Genomic DNA, 22,950 nt, shown 5'->3' on the forward strand with positions numbered 1-22,950 from the left:
TGCCCCGTTCAGCGCGAACTCAGCGCCGCCCCCAGCGCCGGCTCAGCTCTCGGGTGCACCGTGATCGTGCCGAACTCACACCGGGTTCGGGCGACCACGGAGAACGTCTCATGACCGCGTCCCACGTGCACGGTTCCGGCCCCGATTTCACCAAGCGCGCCCTGTCCCCGGTCCGGCGCCACCTCGTCGAGCTCCTCCAGCGGATCAATTTCGGTCGGATCGAGGGCCTCGAGGTCCGGGGCGGCGAGCCGGTACTCGATCCGGCGCCACGGGTGATCCGAGAGCACAAGTTCGCGGGCGACAACGGGCCGCGCCCCGAAGCCGCTCGCGCGGACTGCAAACTCAAGAACCAGGTCGCGGACCTGATGCACCTCCTCGATGACGTTCGGGACGGGACCATCACCGTGCTCACCGTCAAACACGGGCTCCCGTTCCACGCCGAGCTCCCCGGCTGACCGGCGCCCGGAATCACGTTCGATCCACTACCCGACTATCAGCCGGCCGCACCGCGGAGGCGATCGTGGGCACCGTACCCGGTGTTCGCATCGCCCCGCGCGCGTTACGCGCCGGCGCCCCGGGACCCGTGCCCCGTGCCCGCGCCCTCCGCCCCTCCCGGCCGGGAGGAGCTTCACCGTGTCCGATGCTCACAACCGCCCGGATCCCGACGACCCGATCGGCTCGACCGTAGCCGCCATCATCCGGCGCAAGGCCGCGCGCCTCGCCGGGACCGCGGGGCCACACGCTCCGGACCGCGAGGACCTGGAACAGGCGCTGGTTCTTCACGTACTCGAGCGCGTGCCCCGGTTCGACCCGGACCGGGGCACGTGGCCCGCGTTCGTCCAGTGCCTGATCGAGCGGTTCGGGCACAACTGGGCCCGCGCGCGCCGGGCCGCCAAGCGCGACGCCGGGACCCTCGAACCGCTCCCCGGGGACGTGCCCGAGCGGTGCTCCAACGCGGAACCCGGCGCGGGCATCGACCTGGCCGAGGCGCTCGCCCGGCTGCCCGAGGAGCTGCGCGCCATCGCCGAGCTGCTGACGACCGAAACGGTCGCCGGGGCGGCCCGGGCCCGGGGCGTGTCCCGGGCCGCGCTGTACGCCCTGATCCGCGAGCTCCGGGACCGACCCGAGATCCAAAAACTGGCCCCCGAACCGTGAACTTCGCCCGACACTTTGCCCGCGTTTGGTGTAGTTCCCTATAGGAGCGGCCCGCGCTCGTACCCGAGGACCCGATGACCGACCCCATGTACCGATACGTGTTCGACCCGGCGGTCCCGGCCGAGGAGCTCGGGGCCACCCTGGTCCTGTCGCGCCTCGCGGTCGAGGCGCTCCACGGCGAGAGCCAGACGCGCCTGGACGCGGCCCACGCGTTCGAGGCCCGGACCCGCACCGTGGTGATCGACGCCTCGACCGCCGTGGGGCGCGACTTCAACCGCCTGTTCGTCGGGTTCACGGCCCGCGAGTTCGGGCCCGACAGCTTCCGCGTCGAACGTGACCCACTCGAACTCGTTCCGCACCCGCGGGCCGAACCGGTACCCGCTTAACCACTGACACATCCCGTGCACCCGAAGCGACCCGCCGTTGGTGGGACCGGGGACGGTGCGCGCCCAGAGGAACACACCCGTGCCCGATGATTACGTGAGCGAATTCGACCTGAAGGAGCTGGGTATCGACCCGGTTCTCGTGCGGATCTTGTGCCCGTGGGCGATCGCGCTGGTCGGCCACGACGGCGCCCGGTGCTGGGCCCGCGCCGATTTGGAGCCCCTTTTCGGTGTGGAAGGAGGGGAGGAATGAGTACCACATTTTCCGCCGATTCCGCGCCCGAGACCGCGCGCGACGCGGCCCTGTGGCTCCTGGCCCGCGGGTACGCACCGCTCCCGATCCCGTACCGGTCCAAGAGCCCGACCCGGGACAACTGGCCCGCGTTTCGGGTCACCCCCGACGAGGTCCCGCGCGCGTTCCCCGAGCCCTCGAACGTGGGCGTCATTCTCGGGACCGCGTCCGGCGGCCTCGTCGACGTCGACCTGGACTGCCCCGAGGCCCGGGCCGCGGCCCCGCTGCTGCTGCCCGCCACGGGAATGGTAAGCGGGCGCGCCAGTGCCCCGGGCTCGCACTGGTGGTACGTGGTCGAGCACCCGCCCGCGAAGGCCAGTGACGCGTTCCTCGACCCGACCCCGGGCGCCCGGACCAAGCTCCTAGAGCTGCGCGCGACCGGGGGGCAGACCGTAGTGCCGCCAAGCACGTACCCGGCGGATCCCGCGAAGGGGCACCCGGAACCCGAGCCGTGCGTGTGGCACCGGCGCGACGAGCCCGCGCGCGTCGACCTCGGAGAATTACGCACCGCGGTCGGGGTCGTCGCCGCGGCCGCTCTCCTGGCGCGGCACTGGCCGGCCGGGGCCCGGCACGACGCGGCCCTGGCACTGGCCGGCGGGTTGCTCCGCGCCGGGTGGGCCGCGGACCGCGCCGAGCGGCTCGTCCGCGCCGTGTGCGCCGGGGCCGGGGACCGGGAGGTGGACGACCGACTGAGCGCCGTGCGCGACACCGTCGCGCAGGTCGGCGCCGGGGAGCACGCCACCGGGTGGCCCACACTCGAGCGCGTGCTCGGTAGCGCCGGCGCGAGCGTCGTCGGCACGGTCCGGATCTGGCTCCGGTGCCATCGCACGCGCACCGATTCGGCCGGTCGGTCGTCGGAATCGTCGTGCGGCGTGCACGGGCGCCCGGTGCCGGAGTACACCCCGATCGCGCCGTACGCCCCGTTCCCCACGGACTGCCTCCCGGCCCCGTGGGGCGCGTTCGTGCGCGAGGGCGCGGCCGCGCTCCGGTGCGACCACGCCCTGGTCGCGCTGCCCCTGTTGGCCGTTCTCGCCGGGGCCGTCGGGAACGCGCGCCGGGTGCACCTCGGGGCCGAGTGGTTCGAGCCCGCGGTCCTGTGGACGTGCGTGGTCGCCGAGTCCGGGGGCCGCAAGAGCCCGGCCGCGGACCTCAGCGCCGAGCGCGTCAAGGCCCGGCAGAAGAAGCTCGTCAAGGAGTTCCGCGACGCCACCAAGGGGTACAAGCGCGAACTCGCCGAGTACAAGGCGCGCCGGCGCGAGGACCCCGACGCGGACCCGGGGGACGAGCCCCACAAGCCGGCCCTCGGGCGCGTGCTGGTGAGCGACATCACCATCGAGAAGCTGGCCGGGCTCCTGGACGACAACCGGCGCGGGCTCCTCGTGTACCGGGACGAGCTCGCCGGGTGGCTCGGGAGCTTCACCCGGTACAAGGGCGCCGCGGGCGGGTCCGACGAGCCCAACTGGCTCTCCGTGCACCGCGGGGACGCGCTCATCTACGACCGCAAGACCGGGGACAAGACGAGCGTGTTCGTGCCCCACGCGTGCGTGTCCGTGTGTGGCGGGATCCAGCCCGGGACCCTTAAGCGCCTCGCGTCCCGGGACCTGTTCGATTCGGGACTCGTGGCCCGGCTCGTGTTCGCCATGCCGCCGCGCGCGCCCAAGACCTGGAGCGACGACCAGATCTCCCCGGAAACCAAGGCCGCCGCGGACCGGTCCCTGGACGCCCTGTACGCGCTGGCCGGCGGGGTCGACGAGGACGGGGACCCGCGCCCGCTCGTGGTCGCGCTCGCGGGCCCGGCCCGGGAGCGCCTCAAGGGATTCGTCAACGCGTGGGGGCTCAAACAGTTCGAGGCCGAGGGCGAGCGCGCCGCGGCCCTGGCCAAGCTCGAGGCCCTGCCCGGGCGGTTCGCGCTGATCCACCACACGGTCGCGACCGCCGCGGAACCCGGGGCCCCGGGCCCGATCGGGCTCGAGGCTCTCGAGGCCGGGATCCGGATCGCCGAGTGGTGCGCCCGCGAGACCGAGCGCGTGTACGCGCTGATCCACGAGTCGGTCGGGGACAAGGAGGTGCGCAAACTGGTGGAACTGGTGGGACGGCTGGCCGCTCGGGACGGGGGGCGCACGACCGTCAAGGCGCTTCAGAACGGTAACAGCCGTAAGTACCGAACCAGCGACGCGGCCAAGGCGGACCTGGAGCGCCTGGTCGGGCTCGACTTGGGGCACTGGGAAACCGGGCCCGCCCCGGCCCGGGGCGGAAAGGCCGTCACGTATTTCGTGCCGGGGCCGAGCGAAGACGGCCCGGCCCCCTCGTGCACGACGCACGACGATTCCGACGACCGGCCGGCCGGTGAAGGAACGGAACCCGTTGGCACGGACCGAGAAGGAGCCGACCACCGGTCGGCGGCGCCCGACGGCCGGGACACCCCACGGGTGCCGGATTCAGCGGCAACACGTGACTCAGCAACTGGTTGCGGCGAGACGTCTGGTGCCGGTACGAATCGATCGTCGGAATCGTCGTGCGTCGTGCACGAGCGGGATCGTGAGACGCATGTCGGTATCGAAGCGGCACCGGTACCGGTCGATCGTCGGTACCCCACGAATCCGGAATCCGATCCGGACCCGATCGTCGACCGTTCCGGTTTGGCGCGCGTGGTCGGGGCCGTGGGGATCGTGTCCCGGGTCGCCCTGGACCTCGAGACGACGGGTCTGAACCCGGCGCGGGACCGGGTGCGTCTCCTGTCACTGGGGACGCCGACCGAGACGTTCCTCGTCGACCTGTTCGCACTCGGCGATCCCGAGGCCGCACTGGCCCCGCTGTTCGCGGCCCTGTCCGAGAAGGAGCTCGTCGGACACAACATCGTCTCCTTCGACCTCCCGTTCCTGGCCCGGCTCGGGTTCGCACCGGCCCGCGTGTTCGATACCGCACTGGCCTCGCGCGTGGTGTACGCGGGCGAGCGCGCCGACCACGACCTCGGCTCCGCCGTCAAGCGCGAGCTGAACCGAGAGCTCGATAAGACCGAACAAGCCGGTGAGTGGTCCCGCCCGGTGCTGTCACCCGCGCAACTGAAGTACGCCGCGACTGACGCGGCGGTGCTCCTGCCACTGGCCGACGCGCTCTACGCACGTGCCGCGTCCCGGAACCTCACGGGGGTGCTCGAGCTCGAGATGCGGTGCGGGGTGCCCGTCGCTCGAATGGCCGCCACCGGGGTCGGGTTCGACACGGGCACGTGGTTGGCCCTGGCCGACGCCGCGGCCCAACGGCGGGTCGCGCTCGCCACCGAGATGGACGCGCTGGTCCCGAACCCGAACTGCCTGCCCGGGCTCGGGGCATGGAACTGGAACAGCACCACGGTCGACGTCCCCGCCGCGTTCGAAGCGGTCGGGATCGCGCTCCCCGACACCAAGGAGGAAACGCTCGCCGGGATCGCCCACCCGCTCGCCCGACTCCTCCTCGAGTACCGCGAGGCCGCCAAGCGCGCCGGCACCTACGGGCGCGAATGGGTCGCGGAACACGTGACCGACGGGCGCGTGCGCGCGTCGTGGAACCCGTGCCAGGCGAAGACCGGGCGCATGAGTTGCAGCCGCCCGAACCTGCAGCAGGTGCCGCGCGACCCCGCGTACCGCCGGTGCTTCACCGCCCGGCCGGGAAACGTATTGGTCAAGTGCGACTTCAGCCAGATCGAGCTCCGCATCGCCGCGAAGGTCACCAACGACGCGCGCATGCTCGGGGCCTACCAGAAGGGTGAGGATCTCCACGCGCTAACCGCGGCCAAGTTCCTCGGCGTCGCGGTGACGAAGGAGGCCCGGCAGATGGCCAAGCCGGTCAACTTCGGGGCCATTTACGGGCTCGGGCCCCGGTCCCTGCGCCTCAAGGCCCGGGCCGACTACGGTAAGGACATGACCGAGGACCAGGCGCGCGGGTTCCTGGACGCGTTCTTCGCCCAGTTCCCGGGCGTGCGCGCGTGGCACAACCGATTGAAGCGCGACCGCAGCACCGAGGTGCGCACGCTCGGCGGGCGCCGGATCGGGGTCGAGCCGGACCAGTTCTTCGGGGCCAAAGCGAACTACGTCGTGCAGGGCACCGGGGGTGACGGACTGAAGCGCGCCCTGGTGCTGTTGTGGGAGCGCCGGGACCAGTGCCCGAATGCCGAGGTCGTGCTGGCGGTCCACGACGAGATCGTGCTCGAGGTTCCCGAACCCGGACGCGAAGCCGCGAAGACGTGGTTGTCTGGCTGCATGGTCGATGGGATGGCCCCGCTCATCGCCCCGGTGCCCGTCGAGGTCGAAGTGAAGATCGGCGCGACCTGGGCCGGGTGACGGGTCCGCGGGTCCTTCCGTGCGAGGATCTCAAGGGGCGGGCACCGGGAACCGTCGGGCTTCGGGACACAGTTTGTTTCGCGCCCGAGTTCTCGTTCCGTCGTGCGCGATTACGTGTCCGGTATCGACGGTTCTTGGTGGGAACCGGGTCTTCGGCCCCGGTGTCGCACGCGGCCGAACGGCAAAAACGATCAACACGCGGTCCGATATCACGATCCGGAACGTTCGGGCGGTGTGTCGTCCCGCGTGCCCCGGAATCGCCGGCCGTTCGTGTCGCCGGCGATCCGCGCGACGTTTTCGACCGCCCGGGACGATTACTTGGTCGCGGGTTCCGCAATCGGGGCGGTGATGAACTTGCGCAGGTCCTCGCGCAGCTTCTTGCGCGACGGCTCGTGCGTGTACATCATGTGCCCGGCGTCGTAGTACGCCATCGTCACCCGGTCCATCAGGGCGCGCGGCCCGAGGTGCGCGAACGTGTAGTTGGTCGCCGCGAACGGGGTCGCCAGGTCCGTGTACCCGCTCGCCACGAACACGCGCAGCCCCTTGTCCTTCTCCAGCGCCGAGCGGAGCCGCGGGGCCACGTTCGCGTACTGGTTGGTCCCCGCCGGGCCGTAGTTCCACGGCTGCACCGGGGCGCTGAGCACGTACGCGGACTCGGACTTGTACCCCAACCCGTCGGGCAGGTACTGGCGCATCGCGGCCGTGAACAGCGGGGACAGCAGGGCCGCCGACGGGTCCCCGCCCCCGATCCGCTCGCCCCGGGGACCGCCCGGGCCCCCACCGGGCCCGCTCGCGGGCGGCACCGCGGTGCCCGTCGGCGCGCCGGTACCTTGGGCACCAGTCGCACCGGACGTGCCGGGCGCTCCCGGGGTGCCGGTCGGGCCCGGCGGGTTCCCGGGGGCCGGACGAGCCGCCACCTTCGCCGACACGCGCGCGTCGTACCGCCCGACCACGGTCTGCTGGTCCCGGAGCAGCTCGGACCGGAACCGGGTCGCCTCCACGCGCAGATCGGACCGGAGCACGAACTCCTCCGAGAGCCCGGTCAGCAGGGCCAACTGTTTGGCCGCGGCCTGGCGCTCGAACTCGGTCAGCAGGGCCCCCTTGTGCAGCACTTCAAGGTACGCACCGGCCGCGTACTTCTGCGACTCGCGCAGGGCCGTCGGCAGGTCCACGGCCCACTTCTTGTCCAACTTCCCGTGGTGGAACGCGGTGGCCGTGTACGTGGGCAGGAACAGCGCGTACGGGAGCTCGTTGGCGCCCCCGAACCGGATCGTCTGGAAGTCCAGCACCGTGGAGATGAGCACGATCCCGGCCACCTTCACCCCGCCCCGGTTCTGCAGGTACGCGGACAGGGACGCGGCCCGCGTGGTCCCGTAGCTCTCACCGGCCACGTACACCGGGGACCCCTGGCGCCCGAACTTGGCCGCGTAGTCCCGGATGAAGTCCCCGACCGACTGGGTGTCCTCCTCGAGCCCGTGGAACAGCTTCGCGTCCCCCGGCACCTCGGCCCGGCTCAGGCCCGTGCTCACCGGGTCGATGAACACCAGGTCCGTGACGTCCAGCAGCGAGCACTCGTTGTCCACCAGCTCGGCCGGGCTCGGGGCGCTGAGCCCGTCGTTGTTGATCAGCACCCGGCGCGGCCCGAAGAACCCGAGGTGCACGTACGACGACGCGGATCCGGGCCCCCCGTTGAAGCAGAACGTGAGCGGGCGCGCGGACGGGGCGTCCCCGGACTTGCGCGTGTACGCCATGTAGAAGATGTTGGCCTTCGCCTTGCCCGTCTTGTCGGTCCCCGGGAGCGTTCCCGTGGTCGCCTTGTACTCGACCTTCTGCCCCGCGATGATGACCGACCCGTCCGTGGTCACCGTGGGCGGCGCCTTCTTATCGTCCTTGGCCTCGGGTGCCGCAACCTTCGGCGCCCCCTTCTTGTCGTCCCCCGATCGGGACTTCTCGTCCTTGGTTGCGGCCGCCCCCTTGGGCGGGTCGCCCTTCGGGGGTGGCCCTTGCTGGGCGGCGGACGAGGTCACGACCGCAGCGATCAGGAACGCGGCGAGCAGCGCGTAACGGCGCGAGGCCATAGTGGCACCTGGCAGTTGTGGAAGCGGGTCGGGGAGGTCGCTCAATTCTCCGCGCCCGCGCAGCGCCCGTCAAGAGGTCACTGCCGCCCGGATCCGCGCAACTGCAACCCGGCTATTCCCTTCCGTAGACCCGGCGCTCGCGAGGTACGGATCCCGGGCCACTCCTTGGGTGCTCCGCTCGGTGGCGGACACGCTTCAAACGGGCCGCGGGGCCACCAAATCGCGAGAAATTGGCGCCCGAAACCGGACACTTCGCGCGCGTTCGGTGTAGTTCCCTGGTAGGCACCCATTGCACGGGCACGTGGAGGAGCAGAATGGACGTGGAGATGCGCCCGATCGGGTCGATCAAGCCCTACGAGAACAACCCGCGCTCCAACGACGCGGCGGTCACCGCTGTTGTGGCGTCGATAAGGGCTTTTGGATTCCGCCAGCCCGTTGTTGTGGACGAATCCGACGTGATCATCGTGGGCCACACTCGGTACAAGGCCGCACTCCAACTCGGCATGACCGAGGTACCGGTGCACGTGGCCCGCGGGCTCACCCCCGAGCAGGCCCGCGCGTACCGCATCGCGGACAACCAAACGGCCACGCTCGCGACCTGGGACGACGACCGACTCGCACACGAACTCGTCGCGCTCCAAGGCACGGACTTCGACCTGTCGCTCACCGGGTTCCCCGAGGACGAGTTGCTCCGGCACCTGACCGCACCGCCCGCCGACCCCACCGGCGATCCCGACGACGTGCCCGAACCGCCCGCCGAGCCCGTCACCCGCTCCGGCGACCTGTGGCTCCTCGGGCGCCACCGCCTGTTGTGCGGCGACGCCACCAAACCGGAAGACCTGGCCCGGCTCCTGCCCGACGGACCGGCCGACACGTTGCTCACGGACCCGCCGTACAACGTCGCGTACTCGGGCAGGACCGCCGACGCACTCACGATCGCCAACGACGACATGACTCCCGAGCGGTACCGCGCGTTCCTGGCGTCCGCCCTCGGCACCGCGCTGCGCCACCTGAGTCCGGGCGGTGCGTTCTACGTGTGGCACGCGGACCTGGCCGGGCTCGACGTGCGACTCGCGTGCGCCAGCGCCGGTCTCACCGTGCGCCAGTGCCTCGTGTGGGTCAAGTCCGCGCTCGTGCTCGGGAGACAGGACTACCACTGGAAGCACGAGCCGTGCATCTATGGTTGGAACAACGGGGCACCACACACGTGGCTCGCCGATCGCGCCCAGACGACGGTCCTCGAGTTCGATAAGCCAGCGAAGAACGCCGACCACCCGACCCCCAAGCCCGTGGCCCTGTTCGAGTACCTGATCCAGAACTCGTGCAAGCCCGGCGGTGTGGTGCTGGACCCGTTTGCCGGGAGCGGGACCACGCTCGTCGCCGCCGAGCAAACGGGACGCACCGCGGCGCTCGTGGAGCTAGACCCGCGGTACTGTGACGTGATCGTCGCTCGGTTCGAGTCGGTGACCGGGAAGGCGGCCGAACGCGTGGCGGCGTAAATCCTGACGGAATGTGGAATAAAGGTGACGGGAGGGGCGCCAATGAAGCTCTCGAACCGACTCGGCAAGGTCGCGAAGGTGCTCGCCGACCGGCTCCCCCCGGACCAGTTCCACATCATTGAGGCCGTGCCCGTGTCCCGGGCCGAGGGGCGCAAGCCGGGCTTGTACCGGGACGGACCCGAGGGCTCGCTCGTCGGGCGCCTCGTGTACGACCCGGACCAGGGCGAGCCCGTGGTGCCCGAGGGCAAACTGGCCCCGTTCGGGCTCGTAATTGTGTGCGGGCCCGAGCACATCGAGCCACCCGATGACGTGGCGTGAGTGAGGTGCGTATGGCTGCGGGCCGGGTGAAGAAGAACGAGGACCAGTTGCTGTTGGCCCTGGCATGCGGGGCCACGGTGGACGCGGCCGCGAAGCAGTGCGGGCTCACGGACCGAACCATCTACCGGCGCCTCGCCGAGCCCGCGTTCCGGGGACGGTTGCAGGCGCTCCGGGCCGACATGGTGCGACGGGCCGCGGGACTGCTCACGGCGGCCGCGGGCGAGGCCGTGCGGACGCTCCTGTCGCTCCAGAAGGACTCGGCACCACCGGCCGTGCGGCTCGGTGCGGCACGGGCGATACTCGAGTTGGGGATCAAGGTGCGCGAACTAACGGACCTGGAAACGCGGATCGCGGAACTCGAGCACCGGGCCGGCCTTCCCGAAGGGGGCAACCACTTATGAACCTCGGGAGCCGTGTGGGCAAACTGGAACATCAAATTCCGGTGCGACAGGTGACCACGGCCGTGCCGGATGATCCGGTGGCGTTCGCGCGCGGGTTCCTGGCCGGTGCGTTCGGGGTGGACGACCTCGACCGCACGAACCCGAATCACACCGGGTGGCTCGCGCAAATGTGTGCGTTCTTGCAAACGCTCGAACCCGATCACCAGGCGTGGTTGCGGCTCGCACACGAGCAGCACCCGGGCGCGTACCCGGGCCAACTCCTGCTCCCGGCCACCGACGAGCAGATCCTGGAAGCACTCGACGCCGTGATGCGCCGGGGCTGAGTGGAGGGGGATTTATGCGGCTGTCGGCGCGGGTGCAGAAGTTGGAGGACGCCGAGCCCCGGTGCGACCCGAACCGGTTCCGGCTCGCGCCCGAGGGTCACGTGCCGAGTGACGCGGACCGGTGCCATCGGTGCGGCGGGTGCCACGTGCTCGTCATCGAAGAGGAAATCGTTGAGGCCGTGGAACCGCTGGAGAACGGACCGGAGGTGCGGTCGTGAACCGGAGCCGGGTGGCCAAACTCGAGCACCACGTCCGCGAGAATCCGTGCCCGAGGTGCGGGCGCGTTGAGCGCCCGCACCTCGGGCACGGACCCGTTTGTGCGCCTGAGCCCCGAGGAGCGCGCGGAACTGAGCGGGATTCTGCGGCACGCGGTGACGCCCCCGTGTACCCGTTGCGGCCGAGTTGGGCACGCCCCCAAGCTCCTAACCGACGACCAGAAGCGCCGCGTGGCGTGGCTGTTCCGTAAGAGCCTCTTCGGTGAGGAGCGAAGCCGGGTTGATACGTGCCTCACGGCCTCGGCGCGACCCGACGCATCAAACCACCGCTGACGACCGAGGACCGAGCCGTGCGGATCGCGAGGCGGCTGAAGAAACTGGAAGCAACGGCGCCCGCCTGCGAACCAGGCCTCATCCGGTTCGTCCGCGGCGAGCAACCCGTGCCGGATGCGGACTGGTGCCCGAAGTGCGGTACCCATCACATCCTGGTGGTCCACGAGATCGTCGTCGAAACCCGGGCGGACGTCGAGCGCGTGCGGAATCTTAACGCTCGGATCGGGCCTGCCTGAAATTCGCCACTCGGGTGCCCATTCGCGCCAGCTTCGCAATGAGGTGCCGTTGTGAATCGGAATCGCGTGGCCAAACTCGAGTGCGTTGTGCGGGAGCGCCCGTGCCCGGGGTGCGGGCGCATTGAACCGCCACCGAGCCCGCGCGCTGTGGAGACCGACTTCCACCGGTTAACTCGTGCCGAACTGGAGGAATTGGATGTCCTGGTCCGGGGAATGGCAATATCACCATGTCCTCGATGCGGACGAAGTACTCATGACCTCACTCGCATAACCGACAAACAACTGAGTCTGGCACTTGCATTCTTGCGTCAGGTTTTAGGCGCGAAGCCGCAAGCTTGGGAGCATTGAATGAATTATTGGATTAGTTGCTTGCAGGTGTTAGAGCTAATATAGTTAATGGCGATCGGGGTTTGTGTAAGAAAGTGGATGGCCGAAAAATTCGCAGATTGAGGCGACAGTATCTTCGACGAGCCAGAAGTGAAACCATGAATAGTATTGCGCGGTCGTCCACGTGTTCGTGATTTTTGCTGGCGACATCCGCTTGAACAACTCGATCATCCGCGCCAGAGCGCTTTCGGCCTGCCCCTGCCCCAGTGCGGTGACGTAGGCCTGTGCGAGTTTGGTGTAATCCTTGGGCGGGAGCGTGACCGCGTTCGAGTTGAACAACTCGTTCCGCGCCGCGTCCAGAATCGGGTCCGCTCGGTCCTTTCGACCGAATTGGAGCCACCCGCCGGCCAGATTGAGCAGCGTCTGGAGCACCGCGCCCCACGTTTCCGGCTTGGCCTGGTGCTTCTTCCTCAAATCTTCGGTGGACGCGCCGCCCAGAACCTCGCTGTGGAGCTTGGTCAGGAACCGGTCGATCTCGTTCGACAGGCCGAGCTTCTTGAGGCTCCGCATGCACTGACCCGCGACCATGTTATTCTCAGCGTACCCTGGAGTGACACAATTTATCCTTGAGGAGCCTGGTGCTGTAGCGGAAGATCGGTGCTCACCGTAATCCGTTACCGGGAGAGGCTCCATGCGTCCCACGTACTCGTTCCCCGAGTCGGTTGTCGAAGCGATTGTGCGCGATCGGTACGGGCACCCGGACCCGCGCGTTCAGGAGCGCATGGAGATCCTGTGGCTCAAGAGCAAGAACGAGTCGCACGGGCGCATCGCCGAACTCGCCAACGTGTCCCGGTCCACGGTTCAGCGGACCTTGCACATCTTCGCGGCGAAGGGCCTCGATGGGATTCGGTCGTTCGGGTGGAAGGGACAACCCAGTGCCCTGACGCCACACGCGGCAACGATCGAACAGGAGTTCCGCAAGCACCCGCCTCACACGGCTCACGAGGCGGCGCGGCGGATCGAGGAGCTGACGGGCGTCCGACGAAAAGTGTCGCGGGTGCGCAAATTCCTCAAGGACGACCTGGGGATGAAGTGCTTGAAGGTGGCACCGATCCCGGTCCCGCCCAAGAAGACGATCGAGGAACACGCCCGAGCGCAGGCGGACTTTTTAAAAGGCGGACCTGGAACCGAAGTTGGCGGAGGCGCGGAGCGGTAAGCGGTCGGTGTACTTCGTGGATGCGTCGCACTTCGTATTGGCGTCGTTCCTGGGTTGGGTGTGGTGCTTCGTGCGGTTGCACGTGCGCGCGGCAAGTGGTCGGCAGCGGTACAACGTGCTGGGCGCGCTGAACGCGGTCACGCACGAACTGGTGACGGAGATCAACACGACGTACATCACCGCCACGTCGGTGTGCGCGTTGCTTCACACGATCGCGCGCCGGGCGGGCTCGGTGCCCGTCACGTTGGTGCTGGACAACGCCCGGTATCAGCGGTGCGTGTTGGTGCAGGACGCGGCCAAGCAGTTGGGGATCGAGCTGCTGTTCCTGCCGTCGTACTCGCCGAACCTGAACTTGATCGAGCGCCTGTGGAAGTTCGTGAAGAAGGACGTGCTCAACAGTCGGCACCATCAGGACTTCAAGAGGTTCCAGAGTGCCATCGACGGGTGCCTCGCGGATCTGCCGACCAAACATCGAGAGAAACTGGCGACTCTGTTGGCCCACAACTTCCAGACCTGGAACAATGTGTCACTCCTGGGCGCGTAAAGCATAATCAACTTGAACCGCATGTCTTGCGACTTCGTGTGAACGAGCGCGGTGAAGTCGTCTACGAGTTTCTTCACGATATCTTCGCGGGCAAAGTACACCGCCTGGAACATCGCGCGTTCCAGCAGTTCCCCCTGTTTCTTGGGCATGTCCGGCGGTTCGTTCGCCCCACCCGATCCCTGAAGTGCGGCGGGAACCAGCGTGAGCAGTTCAACCGTGAACGACTCGCTCACGCGCGCCGCGAGCGGCAGCCCCTCGTGGAGTACGTGGAACTGCACTTCCTTGAGCGGCTTGCCGGGCACGCCGTCCTTGTACAACTTGCGAATCCGTTCCGCGAGTTTGTTCGGGTCGCGGATCGTGTGCAGTTCGGCCAGGGCTTTCTTCACTTCGTCGCTGTGCTTGGTCCAGTCCGCATACGGGTCGGGCTTTTCGTTGGGCTCTATGATGAGGGATTGCTCGCGCATCCGGTCGACCACGTACTTCGCCAACTTGTACGGGTTGTTCACCGGGCCGGTGCCCTGTTTCTTGGTGATGTCTTCTAGCTCGTCGAGTACCTCCGGGGACATTTGCCCGGAGTGTGGCTTCCCGGCCAACACTTGCTCGATGCGGTATCGGAACGCTTTGAACAGGAAGTTGCGGACAACGGCCGCCGTGACCGCTTGTTCCGACTGTGAACCGGTTCCGGTTGGGGCCGGCCCCTCCATCGCCTTGCGTGCGTCGTCGAGGAGCTTCTTGGCTTGGCTCGTTTCGCCGAGCTTCGCCATCGCGAACGCGAACAGCAGGTCCACGAGCGGGTGGTTCGCCTTGAGGTGCTCGTTCTTCTGCACCGCGGCCGAATCGTCGATCCACATGCGGATCGTGGTGTGCAGTTCAAGGACGGACGCGAGCCGGTGCTCGGACGATGTTCCGAAGTCCTGTCTCCGATCAGCCCCCTTTGCGAATGCCAAATAGTGCCCCCCCAACCGCCCGAGGATGTGCCGGGCCACCTGTGCGAACGGTCCATCGTCAGAGAGGCCACTGTCGAGGGCGGCCGGATCGCGGAGGAACGCGCGCAGGCCCTTGAGCCACCCGAGATTCCAGGCCACGTACTCGGACACTTCCGTGAGCACCTTGATCGCGTCGGGCTTGGGCAGGGCGTTGAATAGGGCGTCCCGAACGTCACCTGAGAGACAGTAAAATACCTCGTCCGGGTCATGGCGCGACGCTGAACGCGGGTCGGCCTCCAACAAGCCGCCGAGCCACACCTCAGCAACGTGATCGAGACCGTACTTCAAAGGTTCGGACGCGGTCGATCGCGAAGACGGATGGGTCGGCTGGAACACTTCAGCCAAGAGGCGGATGATCGGCAGGCTGATCACCGGCGCCGCCGCCAGAAGCGTAGCAAAATGACGAGCTTCCGATGAGGCCGATGTGAAAAACGCGTTCACCACCTGTTGTGCTGACAAGCCCCTCGCAGGCCGTTCGGGCGTTGGTAGGGGCGCTACGTCCGCGGCCCCGCCGCGCCCGGTCCCGAACGCCACACTTCGCACCGGGTAGCCGGACCGACCGGTCAGGAGCCGCGCCAGGTCGCCGATCCCTTCGGCCGAATTCATTACGACCGGGATCGCCGCCCGCGCTGCGCCCACCTCTTCGGGCCAGTCCGGTGTCCACGACAGGCGCTGCCCGAAACCGGTTCCGTTTGGCGTGACGCTCCCGCCCGGCAACTCCGCGAGCGCAGTCTGTACCCACATCCGCCGGGGGAGCAGATTCCAGATTGCGACCGCACCGTATCCGGACCAGTGGGTTAGCCACTCCCTCAATGTCCGCTCGTACCAGGCCTGCGATACGCAATCGGTGACGACCAAAACGAGAGTCGCCCCCGCCGCGCCGGACAGTTCGAGCGGTTGCCGAGAGGACGAGTCGCCGGAGCGCGCCGCGCCCCCAACGCGCGGCGCGCTCCGGAGTTGCGGCCCTGCCTTGTCCGTGTACATGCGCCAACACCGGACGCTCCGGAATGTGCCGAGGCTTTCGATCAGTCGCTGGATGTCGGCAACGGTCGGCTGCCAGATGTCCATTGAGGCGGACGTGTCCAACACCAGCGAGACGTCCAGCCAGCGCCCACGGGCCGGGACCAGCACGGGATCACAGACGCGCTCTTCGGCCAGCCGGAACGCGGTCGCCTCCACATCGAGCTCGCGAGCGCTGCGTGACGGCTGGCGCCCCAACAGCGGGCGCAGCGCTTTGACGATCCCAGGCCGGTCGCTGAGCGCGGACGGGGTGCGGATCTCGATTTCCGATGCGAAGTCCGTTTTGATCGGAACACGCGATCCAAGACGCGAGACGACGACATCGAGCGGACTGCGCACGGGTGGTGGCACAAAAGACAGAGAAGGATGCGAGCCGGAATCCGCAGTCAGGTTCTCCGCTCCTGGGACGATTGCCGGCGGTGCCGTAACAGATGCGGGAGCGGTCGGGGGAGCGTTACGAGCCATCCGACCAGCGAGCCAAACCGCGTCCGCGACGTCTGTCGCGGAGAACTCCAGGCCTCCTTCACTCAGTGCTGTCAGGAGAGCGGGAAGGCGGTCGCGAGGCGGTGACGGCTCGAAGACGTCCGTACTCAGCAGGTGTGCAAGGGGTTGAGCGACCTCCACGAGGTGCCCGCTCAGGCGGTGCATCTCCTGGTCCACGACGTAAAACTGCTCGCCGGCCAGATCCCGGAACTTCTGGAATGTTCGGCGGAACGCGACGGAATCGGTGGTCGCTTCGAGTACGTCCACGGTTTGACGCAACTGGACGGCCCAGGGCTGCTCGCGGGCCAGGTCGCACAACCGCATCACTCCGCCCCGGACCCGCGGCCAGTGTGGGAACGTTTCGCCCAGGGTGACGCCCGGCAGATCGGCCGCGGCGGCGAACTCCCTGTCCAGTCGCTGCCACTCGCAGTGCTCCTGGATGAGTCCTTGCAGCCGCGGATCGAGGGCCTGGAGGCTCTGGAGCCCCTTGATTAGCTGGTGCGTGCTTCCCGGCAGACCACCGATGATCTGTCGCAAGGCTTCGGTGAGCCGCCCGAGCGGCAGGTTGCCGGCGCATAGGGCCATGTTGCTGTTCAGCCGCGATGCCTGCCCGAATAGCCCCTTGAGGATCTCGACCGCCCTGCGGGCCAGTTTGTCGTCCGGGCCTTCGAGTGCCGCGGACAGGTACGTCACCGCGCGGTCGTAGTCGTCGATCCAATCGTCCTCGAGCGCGCGGACACGCAGCCCGCTGGCATCGGCCCGGGCCGCTGCGACCTCGCGCCGGAGGAGGGTGCAGTAGCGTTGAAGGGCCAGGAATTGTTCCTCATCGTCGCGGAACCGGGGGCGCCCGCCCGGGGCGGCCGGCTCGACCGCCGTGCGGACGTCGCGGAAGTACCGGAACTCGAGTGTGTGCAGCCGGTCGTGCAGCGCCTTGTACCGGTGAAGCGCGTCGAACTCACGCAGCCCGCCCTGCAACTCGACCTGGAACGTGGCGATGATCGCCCGCGCCTGCGCATCAGCCCCCCCCCGCGCGAGCGCCTGTGCACCATCGGTGACGGCTCCGATCATGTCCTGTGGGTTGGGCGGGGCCAGGGCCCACGGGGCATGGTCCCGACAGAACCGCTGCACCGCCTCGTTGCCCGAGCGGACCTGGGCCACCGCGGTCACCAGCGCACGCGTCCACCCTTCCTGTTCGGCCAGGGTGATCAAAGTGAACGCAACGGTGCTGAGGGCGCCACGGGGGACGATCTTGAACAGATCCTTTTCGAGGTTGAACCGCACCATCTGAACTAGCGCGTCCTCGCTAAACGCACCAACGATGGCGTCGCGCAGTTCCTCGATCTGTGTGCCGGTCGTTGGTTTCCCAACCGGCCAGGCCTCATTCATTTGTTCAGCTCGCGCAGGAGCAGGGTTAAGAGCGCGTCGGCGCCTGTGCCCACGGGTACACCGGGCTTCATGACCAGGTAGAGAGCGTTCAACAACTGGTCGTTCGCCACGAGATTGCGGTCGCCCTGTTGGGCGAGGAATCGGTCGATCACCTGCTCGGTCAGGTGAACCGGGGGTGGCGCTGTCCCGAAGTGGGCCTCCACGAGCTGCCGGAGCCGGGCCTGATCGGCCCGCGGCGGGAAGTCGAGGCGTAGACAGCGCCGGAAGAACGCGGGCGGCAGGTCACGCTCACCGTTGCTGGTGATCAAGATGAACGGAAACACCCGACACTGGACGATCCCGTTCTCCACTCGGACCCGCCGCCGAGTGCCGCCCGCCGAGACGCGGTCGGCTGTCCCGACCTCGGTCTCCAAGAGGCCCTCGTAGTTCGCCAGTCGGGCGAGTTCGGGGATCTCGAACTCGCCTTCCTCCAGCACATGCAACAGATCGTTGGGCAGGTCGATGTCGCTCTTGTCGATCTCATCGACGAGTAAGACCCGCGGGCGGGAGGGCGGGTTCGGCTCGCTGTCTGCCCACCCACAGAGTGCGGTCCCGAGTGCGCCGAGCCGGATGTACCGGCCGATGGCCGCCGTCGGCTGAGCGCCGGCGGGGTCAGCACCGGAACATGCCTGCACGTCCCGGAGCCGGGCGATGGCGTCGTAGGTGTACAGTCCTTCGGCTAGCGTCGAGCGGGAGTTGATTGGCCAGCGGAGCACGTCGCCGAGCCCGAGGTTGTCGGCTACGGCGTAAGCGAGTGAGGACTTGCCGGAGCCGGGCGGCCCGGTCACCAGGAGCGGGCGGCGCAGGTGTAGCGCGGCGTTGACCGCGTTCCGTTCGCGGTCCTCGAGCTTGTACGTGCGAGCGAGCCGCTGGCGGCGCGTCCGGAAATCGCGCCACGGCGGCGGCTCACCGAGCCGAGCGAGCCGCTCGTCAATGTTTCCGGGGCCGTCGAAGGCATGCCAGGGCTGTGGCCCGACTGTCGGTTCGGGCTCGTTCACGGTTGGACGCTCCTTCCAGCGGGACCGGTCGCCCGGCGCGGACGCAGGGCCGACGAGACCTCGTCGGCGGGATCGTACACGAGGGACAAATGCTCGCGTAAGCGGGCGTCCGAAGACGCGCCGGGGTGACCGCGGCGGTAGTCCCAAATACGCCGGGGTAAACCGCCGAGCCCCCCAGCGACAAGGTCTCGAAGCACCGCAGCGGGTTCGGGACCACTCCGGCTCCAGAGGATGATGGGCACGCCGTCCTCGATGACCCGCGTGAAGAACTCGGGCGCTTCGGTGCCCGTGTCCGCCGGGACGGGTTCACCCACGAGGACAGCGGCGATGTCGTGGCCCGCGGCAAGCACTCGGGACGGGTCTTCGGTGTGCCGGGCCGTTGTAAATTCGTGCACGACGCCTGACAATAGGTGCACCGTTCGGCGGATTTGGGCCGCCCGAGCGCGATTCGCACCGGCCGCGGTGGCGCGATCCACACATCGGAGTACGACGGGATATTCGACACCCAACAATCGCGTCTGACCCGTCATGGGGGCCGGAATCAGGCACTGGTCGATCGCGATGTGCCGCAAGCCCCTGGGTACGAAGAAATCGATCGATACAGCGGCCGCAGTGTGCTCCGCCACTTCATCCAACGTGGCACGCATGAGATCGGAAAGGTCTCGCATGAACGCGCCGCTCGTGCCGAGTACGCCGCCCTCGCCCAGCGACCGGATCGTATGGTGTTGCTCCGGCCCGGTGGGCGGGCCGTAGAGCCAGCTCCGGAGGCCCCAGCGCTCCCCGCGGGAATCGTCGGGTGAGATGACACAAACGAGCGTCCCGGCGGCTCCAGTAATCACATCCGGGGAGAGGTCGGACAGCTCGGAAGTCTCCAAGCCGGCATCGGCCGCGATCCACTCGCGAGCGTCCCGGAGCCAGTCGTTCAGATATGGCGCTCGGGTCGGATAAACATCTCGCAGTTCGCGGACGAAGGCCAAGACGGGTGTATAGCGCGTCTGCGAGTCGATCGGGAAGTAGAGGAGTTCCGCCGCGCACTCGTGGGGAGGCTTGTCCCCGGGGAGCAGCCGCGTTACGGCGCGGTGTGGAAGGCAACTGCGGTGGAGCCGCGCGACCATACTGGTCGGGATATCGACATCCTCTCCGAGAACCGTCCTTAGATTCCGCAAGAGCTCAAAGCGGGCATAATCGGCGCATGCCTTGTGCAACGTGTATCGTTCAGCTCGGCTTTGGCGGACTTGGGCAACGAACTGCACGAGCAGCCCGTGTTGCATAACGACATTGATGCAACTGTGGGCATAGGCGGCAAGGCTCACGCCAGCAACGCTCGCGCGAATGTGCGGCGCAAACGAGACGATGAGTTGATCGAGGTCAGCAACGTCAAATGCACCAACAAGTTGTGTGTGAAGAGCCTCCCTGAGATGTCCGCCGTGCGACACCCCACTTGCGGTGAACTCACTCGACATCAGGGCACCCATCACTAACAGTTCGGCGGGTGTAGTGCAGAACAGATGAACTTACAGCACCTGCGTTTTCGTCGCAACGCGAAATCGGTCAATCGACCGGACTGCTGTAAGTATCGGACCGCCGCCCCACAGCTGCGCGGTGCGAATGCCACCCGCCTCGGGGATAGAGTCGGCCGATCGCGTGCGGTGTCGGGTCGGTACGTCGTACGGCCGTTGGGCAGATATCGGCCCCGCCGCGGAGCGCGGTGCGAACGCGCGCGGGGAACGAATCGCGGTCAGAAAAAATGATTGCGGGCGCGCCGACCTCTTGGCATAATTTGCGGATCGATAGCTCGACCAAACTGGTCGAACGCTCTTGTCGCCTTCCACCTCGAACGTTCACCAGGCTGAAGGCGCGCCCATATTCACCTGTCGATCGCCCGTGATGAACACACTGACCGGCTTCGACCTCGAACGCGTGCGCGATCTGTTGGCCGATACGTTCGACGGCCACTCGTTCGACGAAATGCTCCTCTTCGACCTGAACATCACCCGGTCCCGGGTGGTGCCGGATGGCGCGTTCAACACGGTCGTCCTCAATGTGCTCCTGTTGAGCACCCGGGAGGGCTGGGTGCCACGGCTCATCGCCGCCGCCGCAAAGCGCCGCCCAGGGCGGCCGGACGTGCAGGAACTGGCCAAGCAATACGCTGCCACGCTGGTCGCGCAGATCAAGGACCCGCAACTGGCCGGCAACCCACAACTGCGTCAGGCCTACCGCGACCTGAACCCCGACAAGGCATGGTTCCCGGCCGAGCAGGAGCTGAAAGGCTTCGAGAAGACCATCGACCCGGAGAACCCGTACCTCAACATGGCCGAGTGGGTGGCCCGGCTGGCCCGTATTGAGGGCCGAGTGTGCCGCGTGGAGATCGGCGGCGCGCCGAGAGGCACGGGGTTCCTGGTAGGGCCGGACGCAGTCCTCACCAACCACCACGTCGTGGCGTCGGCGATCGGGAACGCGGCCGTTCTCGCACAGCTCCAGTTCCGGTTCGATTACAAACAGCTCGCGAACGGCACGATCCTGTCGGGCATGCTCGTGGGCGCGGCCGCGGTTCTCGAATCGACTCCGTGTACGCCGGGCGAGAGGACAGGCCACCCAGAGGCCGCGGACCCGGACACCGAGCACCTCGATTACGCGCTGGTGCGCCTGGTTTCCCCCATCGGGGATCAGCCGATCGCCGTCCCGGGCGCGGTGGCGGTCGGCCCGCGGCGTGGGTGGGTGCGCTTACCCGAGTGCCTGTCCCCCGAGGGCGACCCGTTCGCCCCCGGCGGCGCCGTGCTGATTGCGCAACATCCGGCCGGGGAGCCGCTCCGACTGGCCATTGGGTGGCAGTCCGTGATCGAGGCCAACGGCACACTAACGCGGGTGAAGCACCGCACGAACACGTCCGGCGGGTCGAGCGGGTCGCCGTGTTTTGACCGGTTCCTGAACCCAATTGCGTTACACCATTACGGTGACCCGATGTACCCGGAGGCACGGTTCAATCAGGGCGTGCCATTGATGACAGTGCGCGCCCGGCTCGCGCAAGTCCACGCCGCGATGCTGAGTGGGGCATGTGATTGACTTGGTGAGCACGATCAAGCCCGCAAGGAAGGACTATGTCACCAACGACCGGCACACAGATCGAGGAACTGCGCGACGCCATCGTTGGTGCGTTTAGCGAGGACGCGCTAGTTCAGATGGTGCGGTTCAACCTCGAAAAGGATCTGTTCAAGATCGTCCCCCGTGGCGCCCTCAGCACCGTTGCGTTCACTTTGATCACCCTGGCCGAACAGGAAGGGTGGACGCGTGCGCTGGTGACCGCGGTGGCCCAGGTCCGCTCGGGCAACGAGGCGGTGCAGCGGTTCTGTCGGGACCATGCCCCGTGGGCCCTGGCCCCGCCCAACCCACAGGACATGATCGGAGCCGTCACCGATGGTGCACAGGCGCTCGCGCGGGGGGGGGCTGATGCGCAGGCGCGGGCGATCATCGCCACGTTCCAGGTCGAGTTGCAGGGCGGGCTGCGTGAGTTCGACGCGCTTCACCGGTACAAGGCGCTGCACGACCGGCTGCACACACTCGAGTTCCGGTACTTCCGCGACGTCCGCACGGCGGTCGAGCCGGCCGCCCCGGGCGGGCGCCCCCGGTTCCGCGACGATGAGGAACAATTCCTGGCCCTTCAACGCTACTGCACCCTCCTCCGGCGCGAGGTCGCAGCGGCCCGGGCCGATGCCAGCGGGCTGCGTGTCCGCGCGCTCGAGGACGATTGGATCGACGACTACGACCGCGCGGTGACGTACCTGTCCGCGGCACTCGAAGGCCCGGACGACAAACTGGCCCGCAGGGCGGTCGAGATCCTCAAGGGGCTATTCGGGCAGGCATCGCGGCTGAACAGCAACATGGCCCTATGCGCCGGCAACCTGCCGCTCGGGCGGCTCACCGAAGCCTTGCGACAGATCATCGGTGGTCTGCCGGGAAGCACGCACCAGCTAATCAAGGGGCTCCAGAGCCTCCAGGCCCTCGATCCGCGGCTGCAAGGACTCATCCAGGAGCACTGCGAGTGGCAGCGACTGGACAGGGAGTTCGCCGCCGCGGCCGATCTGCCGGGCGTCACCCTGGGCGAAACGTTCCCACACTGGCCGCGGGTCCGGGGCGGAGTGATGCGGTTGTGCGACCTGGCCCGCGAGCAGCCCTGGGCCGTCCAGTTGCGTCAAACCGTGGACGTACTCGAAGCGACCACCGATTCCGTCGCGTTCCGCCGAACATTCCAGAAGTTCCGGGATCTGGCCGGCGAGCAGTTTTACGTCGTGGACCAGGAGATGCACCGCCTGAGCGGGCACCTCGTGGAGGTCGCTCAACCCCTTGCACACCTGCTGATACCAAATCCGATTGATCCGTAACCTCCAGCCGGGCCATCGTGCTA

General features: G+C 67.9%; 20 protein-coding genes and 1 pseudogene. 16 read left to right on the forward strand and 5 right to left on the reverse strand.

All coding sequences use genetic code 11. The features are described 5' to 3' along the window. The first annotated feature begins 110 nt into the window (after positions 1 to 110). From VT84_RS12100 to VT84_RS12115, 5 genes are all read left to right on the forward strand, one after another. Positions 111 to 455: a hypothetical protein gene (locus VT84_RS12100; protein ID WP_082839702.1), complete on the forward strand. Its 345-nt coding sequence runs from the start codon at positions 111 to 113 to the stop codon at positions 453 to 455. A 178-nt stretch (positions 456 to 633) separates the two neighbouring features. Continuing rightward, positions 634 to 1,155, forward strand: a complete 522-nt coding sequence (locus tag VT84_RS12105) for a sigma-70 family RNA polymerase sigma factor (protein ID WP_082839703.1) — start codon at positions 634 to 636, stop codon at positions 1,153 to 1,155. A 74-nt stretch (positions 1,156 to 1,229) separates the two neighbouring features. Then, on the forward strand, positions 1,230 to 1,541 hold the full coding sequence (locus tag VT84_RS12110; protein ID WP_082839704.1) for a hypothetical protein: 312 nt from the start codon (positions 1,230 to 1,232) through the stop codon (positions 1,539 to 1,541). A gap of 79 nt (positions 1,542 to 1,620) precedes the next feature. Further along, positions 1,621 to 1,791, forward strand: a complete 171-nt coding sequence (locus tag VT84_RS38460; protein WP_157469457.1) for a hypothetical protein — start codon at positions 1,621 to 1,623, stop codon at positions 1,789 to 1,791. Next, the gene (locus tag VT84_RS12115) at positions 1,788 to 6,146 is read left to right on the forward strand and encodes a DNA polymerase (RefSeq protein ID WP_082839705.1); all 4,359 of its coding nucleotides are present in this window, start codon (positions 1,788 to 1,790) and stop codon (positions 6,144 to 6,146) included. The genes VT84_RS38460 and VT84_RS12115 overlap by 4 nt, the downstream gene beginning before the upstream one ends. Before the next feature lie 314 nt (positions 6,147 to 6,460). On the opposite strand, the gene VT84_RS12120 is transcribed toward VT84_RS12115, so the two are convergent. Beyond that, on the reverse strand, positions 6,461 to 8,224 hold the full coding sequence (locus VT84_RS12120) for a S10 family peptidase (RefSeq protein ID WP_082839706.1): 1,764 nt from the start codon (positions 8,222 to 8,224) through the stop codon (positions 6,461 to 6,463). Positions 8,225 to 8,538: 314 nt separating this feature from the next. Between VT84_RS12120 and VT84_RS12125 the strand changes: the two genes are divergently transcribed. The 7 genes from VT84_RS12125 (at position 8,539) to VT84_RS12155 (ending at position 11,549) form a co-directional block, all read left to right on the forward strand. Then, positions 8,539 to 9,723, forward strand: a complete 1,185-nt coding sequence (locus VT84_RS12125) for a DNA modification methylase (RefSeq protein ID WP_082839707.1) — start codon at positions 8,539 to 8,541, stop codon at positions 9,721 to 9,723. A gap of 42 nt (positions 9,724 to 9,765) precedes the next feature. Continuing rightward, positions 9,766 to 10,041 (forward strand): hypothetical protein, encoded by a 276-nt coding sequence (locus VT84_RS12130; RefSeq protein WP_082839708.1) that lies wholly within the window; start codon positions 9,766 to 9,768, stop codon positions 10,039 to 10,041. Between the two features lie 11 nt (positions 10,042 to 10,052). After that, entirely contained in the window at positions 10,053 to 10,442 is a 390-nt protein-coding gene (locus tag VT84_RS12135; RefSeq protein WP_082839709.1) for a hypothetical protein, read from the forward strand. Further along, positions 10,439 to 10,765, forward strand: coding sequence for a hypothetical protein (locus VT84_RS12140; RefSeq protein ID WP_082839710.1), 327 nt, complete (start codon positions 10,439 to 10,441; stop codon positions 10,763 to 10,765). Before VT84_RS12135 ends, VT84_RS12140 begins: the two co-directional genes overlap by 4 nt. Positions 10,766 to 10,779: 14 nt before the next feature. Continuing rightward, a complete protein-coding gene (locus tag VT84_RS12145) occupies positions 10,780 to 10,983 on the forward strand; it encodes a hypothetical protein (protein ID WP_082839711.1) in 204 nt (67 codons plus the stop codon). A gap of 66 nt (positions 10,984 to 11,049) precedes the next feature. Next, positions 11,050 to 11,313, forward strand: a complete 264-nt coding sequence (locus tag VT84_RS39585) for a hypothetical protein (RefSeq protein ID WP_082839712.1) — start codon at positions 11,050 to 11,052, stop codon at positions 11,311 to 11,313. 17 nt (positions 11,314 to 11,330) lie between these two features. After that, entirely contained in the window at positions 11,331 to 11,549 is a 219-nt protein-coding gene (locus VT84_RS12155) for a hypothetical protein (protein WP_082839713.1), read from the forward strand. 393 nt (positions 11,550 to 11,942) lie between these two features. On the opposite strand, the gene VT84_RS12160 is transcribed toward VT84_RS12155, so the two are convergent. After that, a complete protein-coding gene (locus VT84_RS12160) occupies positions 11,943 to 12,464 on the reverse strand; it encodes a hypothetical protein (protein WP_082839714.1) in 522 nt (173 codons plus the stop codon). 103 nt (positions 12,465 to 12,567) lie between these two features. On the opposite strand from VT84_RS12160, the gene VT84_RS42215 reads away from it, so the two are divergent. Then, a complete protein-coding gene (locus VT84_RS42215; RefSeq protein WP_052552795.1) occupies positions 12,568 to 13,092 on the forward strand; it encodes a helix-turn-helix domain-containing protein in 525 nt (174 codons plus the stop codon). Between the two features lie 16 nt (positions 13,093 to 13,108). Continuing rightward, a pseudogene (locus tag VT84_RS42220) lies at positions 13,109 to 13,486 on the forward strand (transposase); the annotation flags it as partial. A 14-nt stretch (positions 13,487 to 13,500) separates the two neighbouring features. Here the strand turns inward: VT84_RS42220 and VT84_RS40770 are convergent. The 3 genes from VT84_RS40770 to VT84_RS12175 are packed head-to-tail and all read right to left on the reverse strand — an operon-like array spanning position 13,501 to position 19,663. Next, the gene (locus tag VT84_RS40770; RefSeq protein WP_239465804.1) at positions 13,501 to 17,511 is read right to left on the reverse strand and encodes an SAV_2336 N-terminal domain-related protein; all 4,011 of its coding nucleotides are present in this window, start codon (positions 17,509 to 17,511) and stop codon (positions 13,501 to 13,503) included. After that, on the reverse strand, positions 17,508 to 18,548 hold the full coding sequence (locus VT84_RS12170; protein WP_157469459.1) for an AAA family ATPase: 1,041 nt from the start codon (positions 18,546 to 18,548) through the stop codon (positions 17,508 to 17,510). Before VT84_RS12170 ends, VT84_RS40770 begins: the two co-directional genes overlap by 4 nt. After that, a complete protein-coding gene (locus VT84_RS12175) occupies positions 18,545 to 19,663 on the reverse strand; it encodes a hypothetical protein (protein ID WP_157469460.1) in 1,119 nt (372 codons plus the stop codon). The genes VT84_RS12170 and VT84_RS12175 overlap by 4 nt, the downstream gene beginning before the upstream one ends. Before the next feature lie 772 nt (positions 19,664 to 20,435). On the opposite strand from VT84_RS12175, the gene VT84_RS12180 reads away from it, so the two are divergent. Beyond that, positions 20,436 to 21,611, forward strand: coding sequence for an effector-associated domain EAD1-containing protein (locus tag VT84_RS12180; protein ID WP_082839716.1), 1,176 nt, complete (start codon positions 20,436 to 20,438; stop codon positions 21,609 to 21,611). Positions 21,612 to 21,646: 35 nt separating this feature from the next. Continuing rightward, on the forward strand, positions 21,647 to 22,927 hold the full coding sequence (locus tag VT84_RS12185; RefSeq protein ID WP_082839717.1) for an effector-associated domain EAD1-containing protein: 1,281 nt from the start codon (positions 21,647 to 21,649) through the stop codon (positions 22,925 to 22,927). The last annotated feature ends 23 nt before the right edge of the window (positions 22,928 to 22,950 follow it).

Origin of the sequence: Gemmata sp. SH-PL17 (assembly GCF_001610855.1) — a bacterium.
Lineage (GTDB): Bacteria > Planctomycetota > Planctomycetia > Gemmatales > Gemmataceae > Gemmata > Gemmata massiliana.

Coding starts and splice junctions, on each gene's coding strand:
- VT84_RS12100 (WP_082839702.1), top strand. CDS start 111: ATGACCGCGTCCCACGTGCACGGTTCCGGCCCCGATTTCACCAAGCGC.
- VT84_RS12110 (WP_082839704.1), top strand. CDS start 1,230: ATGACCGACCCCATGTACCGATACGTGTTCGACCCGGCGGTCCCGGCC.
- VT84_RS12140 (WP_082839710.1), top strand. CDS start 10,439: ATGAACCTCGGGAGCCGTGTGGGCAAACTGGAACATCAAATTCCGGTG.
- VT84_RS12175 (WP_157469460.1), bottom strand. CDS start 19,663: ATGGTCGCGCGGCTCCACCGCAGTTGCCTTCCACACCGCGCCGTAACG.
- VT84_RS40770 (WP_239465804.1), bottom strand. CDS start 17,511: ATGAATGAGGCCTGGCCGGTTGGGAAACCAACGACCGGCACACAGATC.
- VT84_RS12135 (WP_082839709.1), top strand. CDS start 10,053: ATGGCTGCGGGCCGGGTGAAGAAGAACGAGGACCAGTTGCTGTTGGCC.
- VT84_RS12125 (WP_082839707.1), top strand. CDS start 8,539: ATGGACGTGGAGATGCGCCCGATCGGGTCGATCAAGCCCTACGAGAAC.
- VT84_RS12115 (WP_082839705.1), top strand. CDS start 1,788: ATGAGTACCACATTTTCCGCCGATTCCGCGCCCGAGACCGCGCGCGAC.
- VT84_RS42215 (WP_052552795.1), top strand. CDS start 12,568: ATGCGTCCCACGTACTCGTTCCCCGAGTCGGTTGTCGAAGCGATTGTG.
- VT84_RS12160 (WP_082839714.1), bottom strand. CDS start 12,464: ATGGTCGCGGGTCAGTGCATGCGGAGCCTCAAGAAGCTCGGCCTGTCG.
- VT84_RS12130 (WP_082839708.1), top strand. CDS start 9,766: ATGAAGCTCTCGAACCGACTCGGCAAGGTCGCGAAGGTGCTCGCCGAC.
- VT84_RS12145 (WP_082839711.1), top strand. CDS start 10,780: ATGCGGCTGTCGGCGCGGGTGCAGAAGTTGGAGGACGCCGAGCCCCGG.
- VT84_RS12120 (WP_082839706.1), bottom strand. CDS start 8,224: ATGGCCTCGCGCCGTTACGCGCTGCTCGCCGCGTTCCTGATCGCTGCG.
- VT84_RS12185 (WP_082839717.1), top strand. CDS start 21,647: ATGTCACCAACGACCGGCACACAGATCGAGGAACTGCGCGACGCCATC.
- VT84_RS12180 (WP_082839716.1), top strand. CDS start 20,436: ATGAACACACTGACCGGCTTCGACCTCGAACGCGTGCGCGATCTGTTG.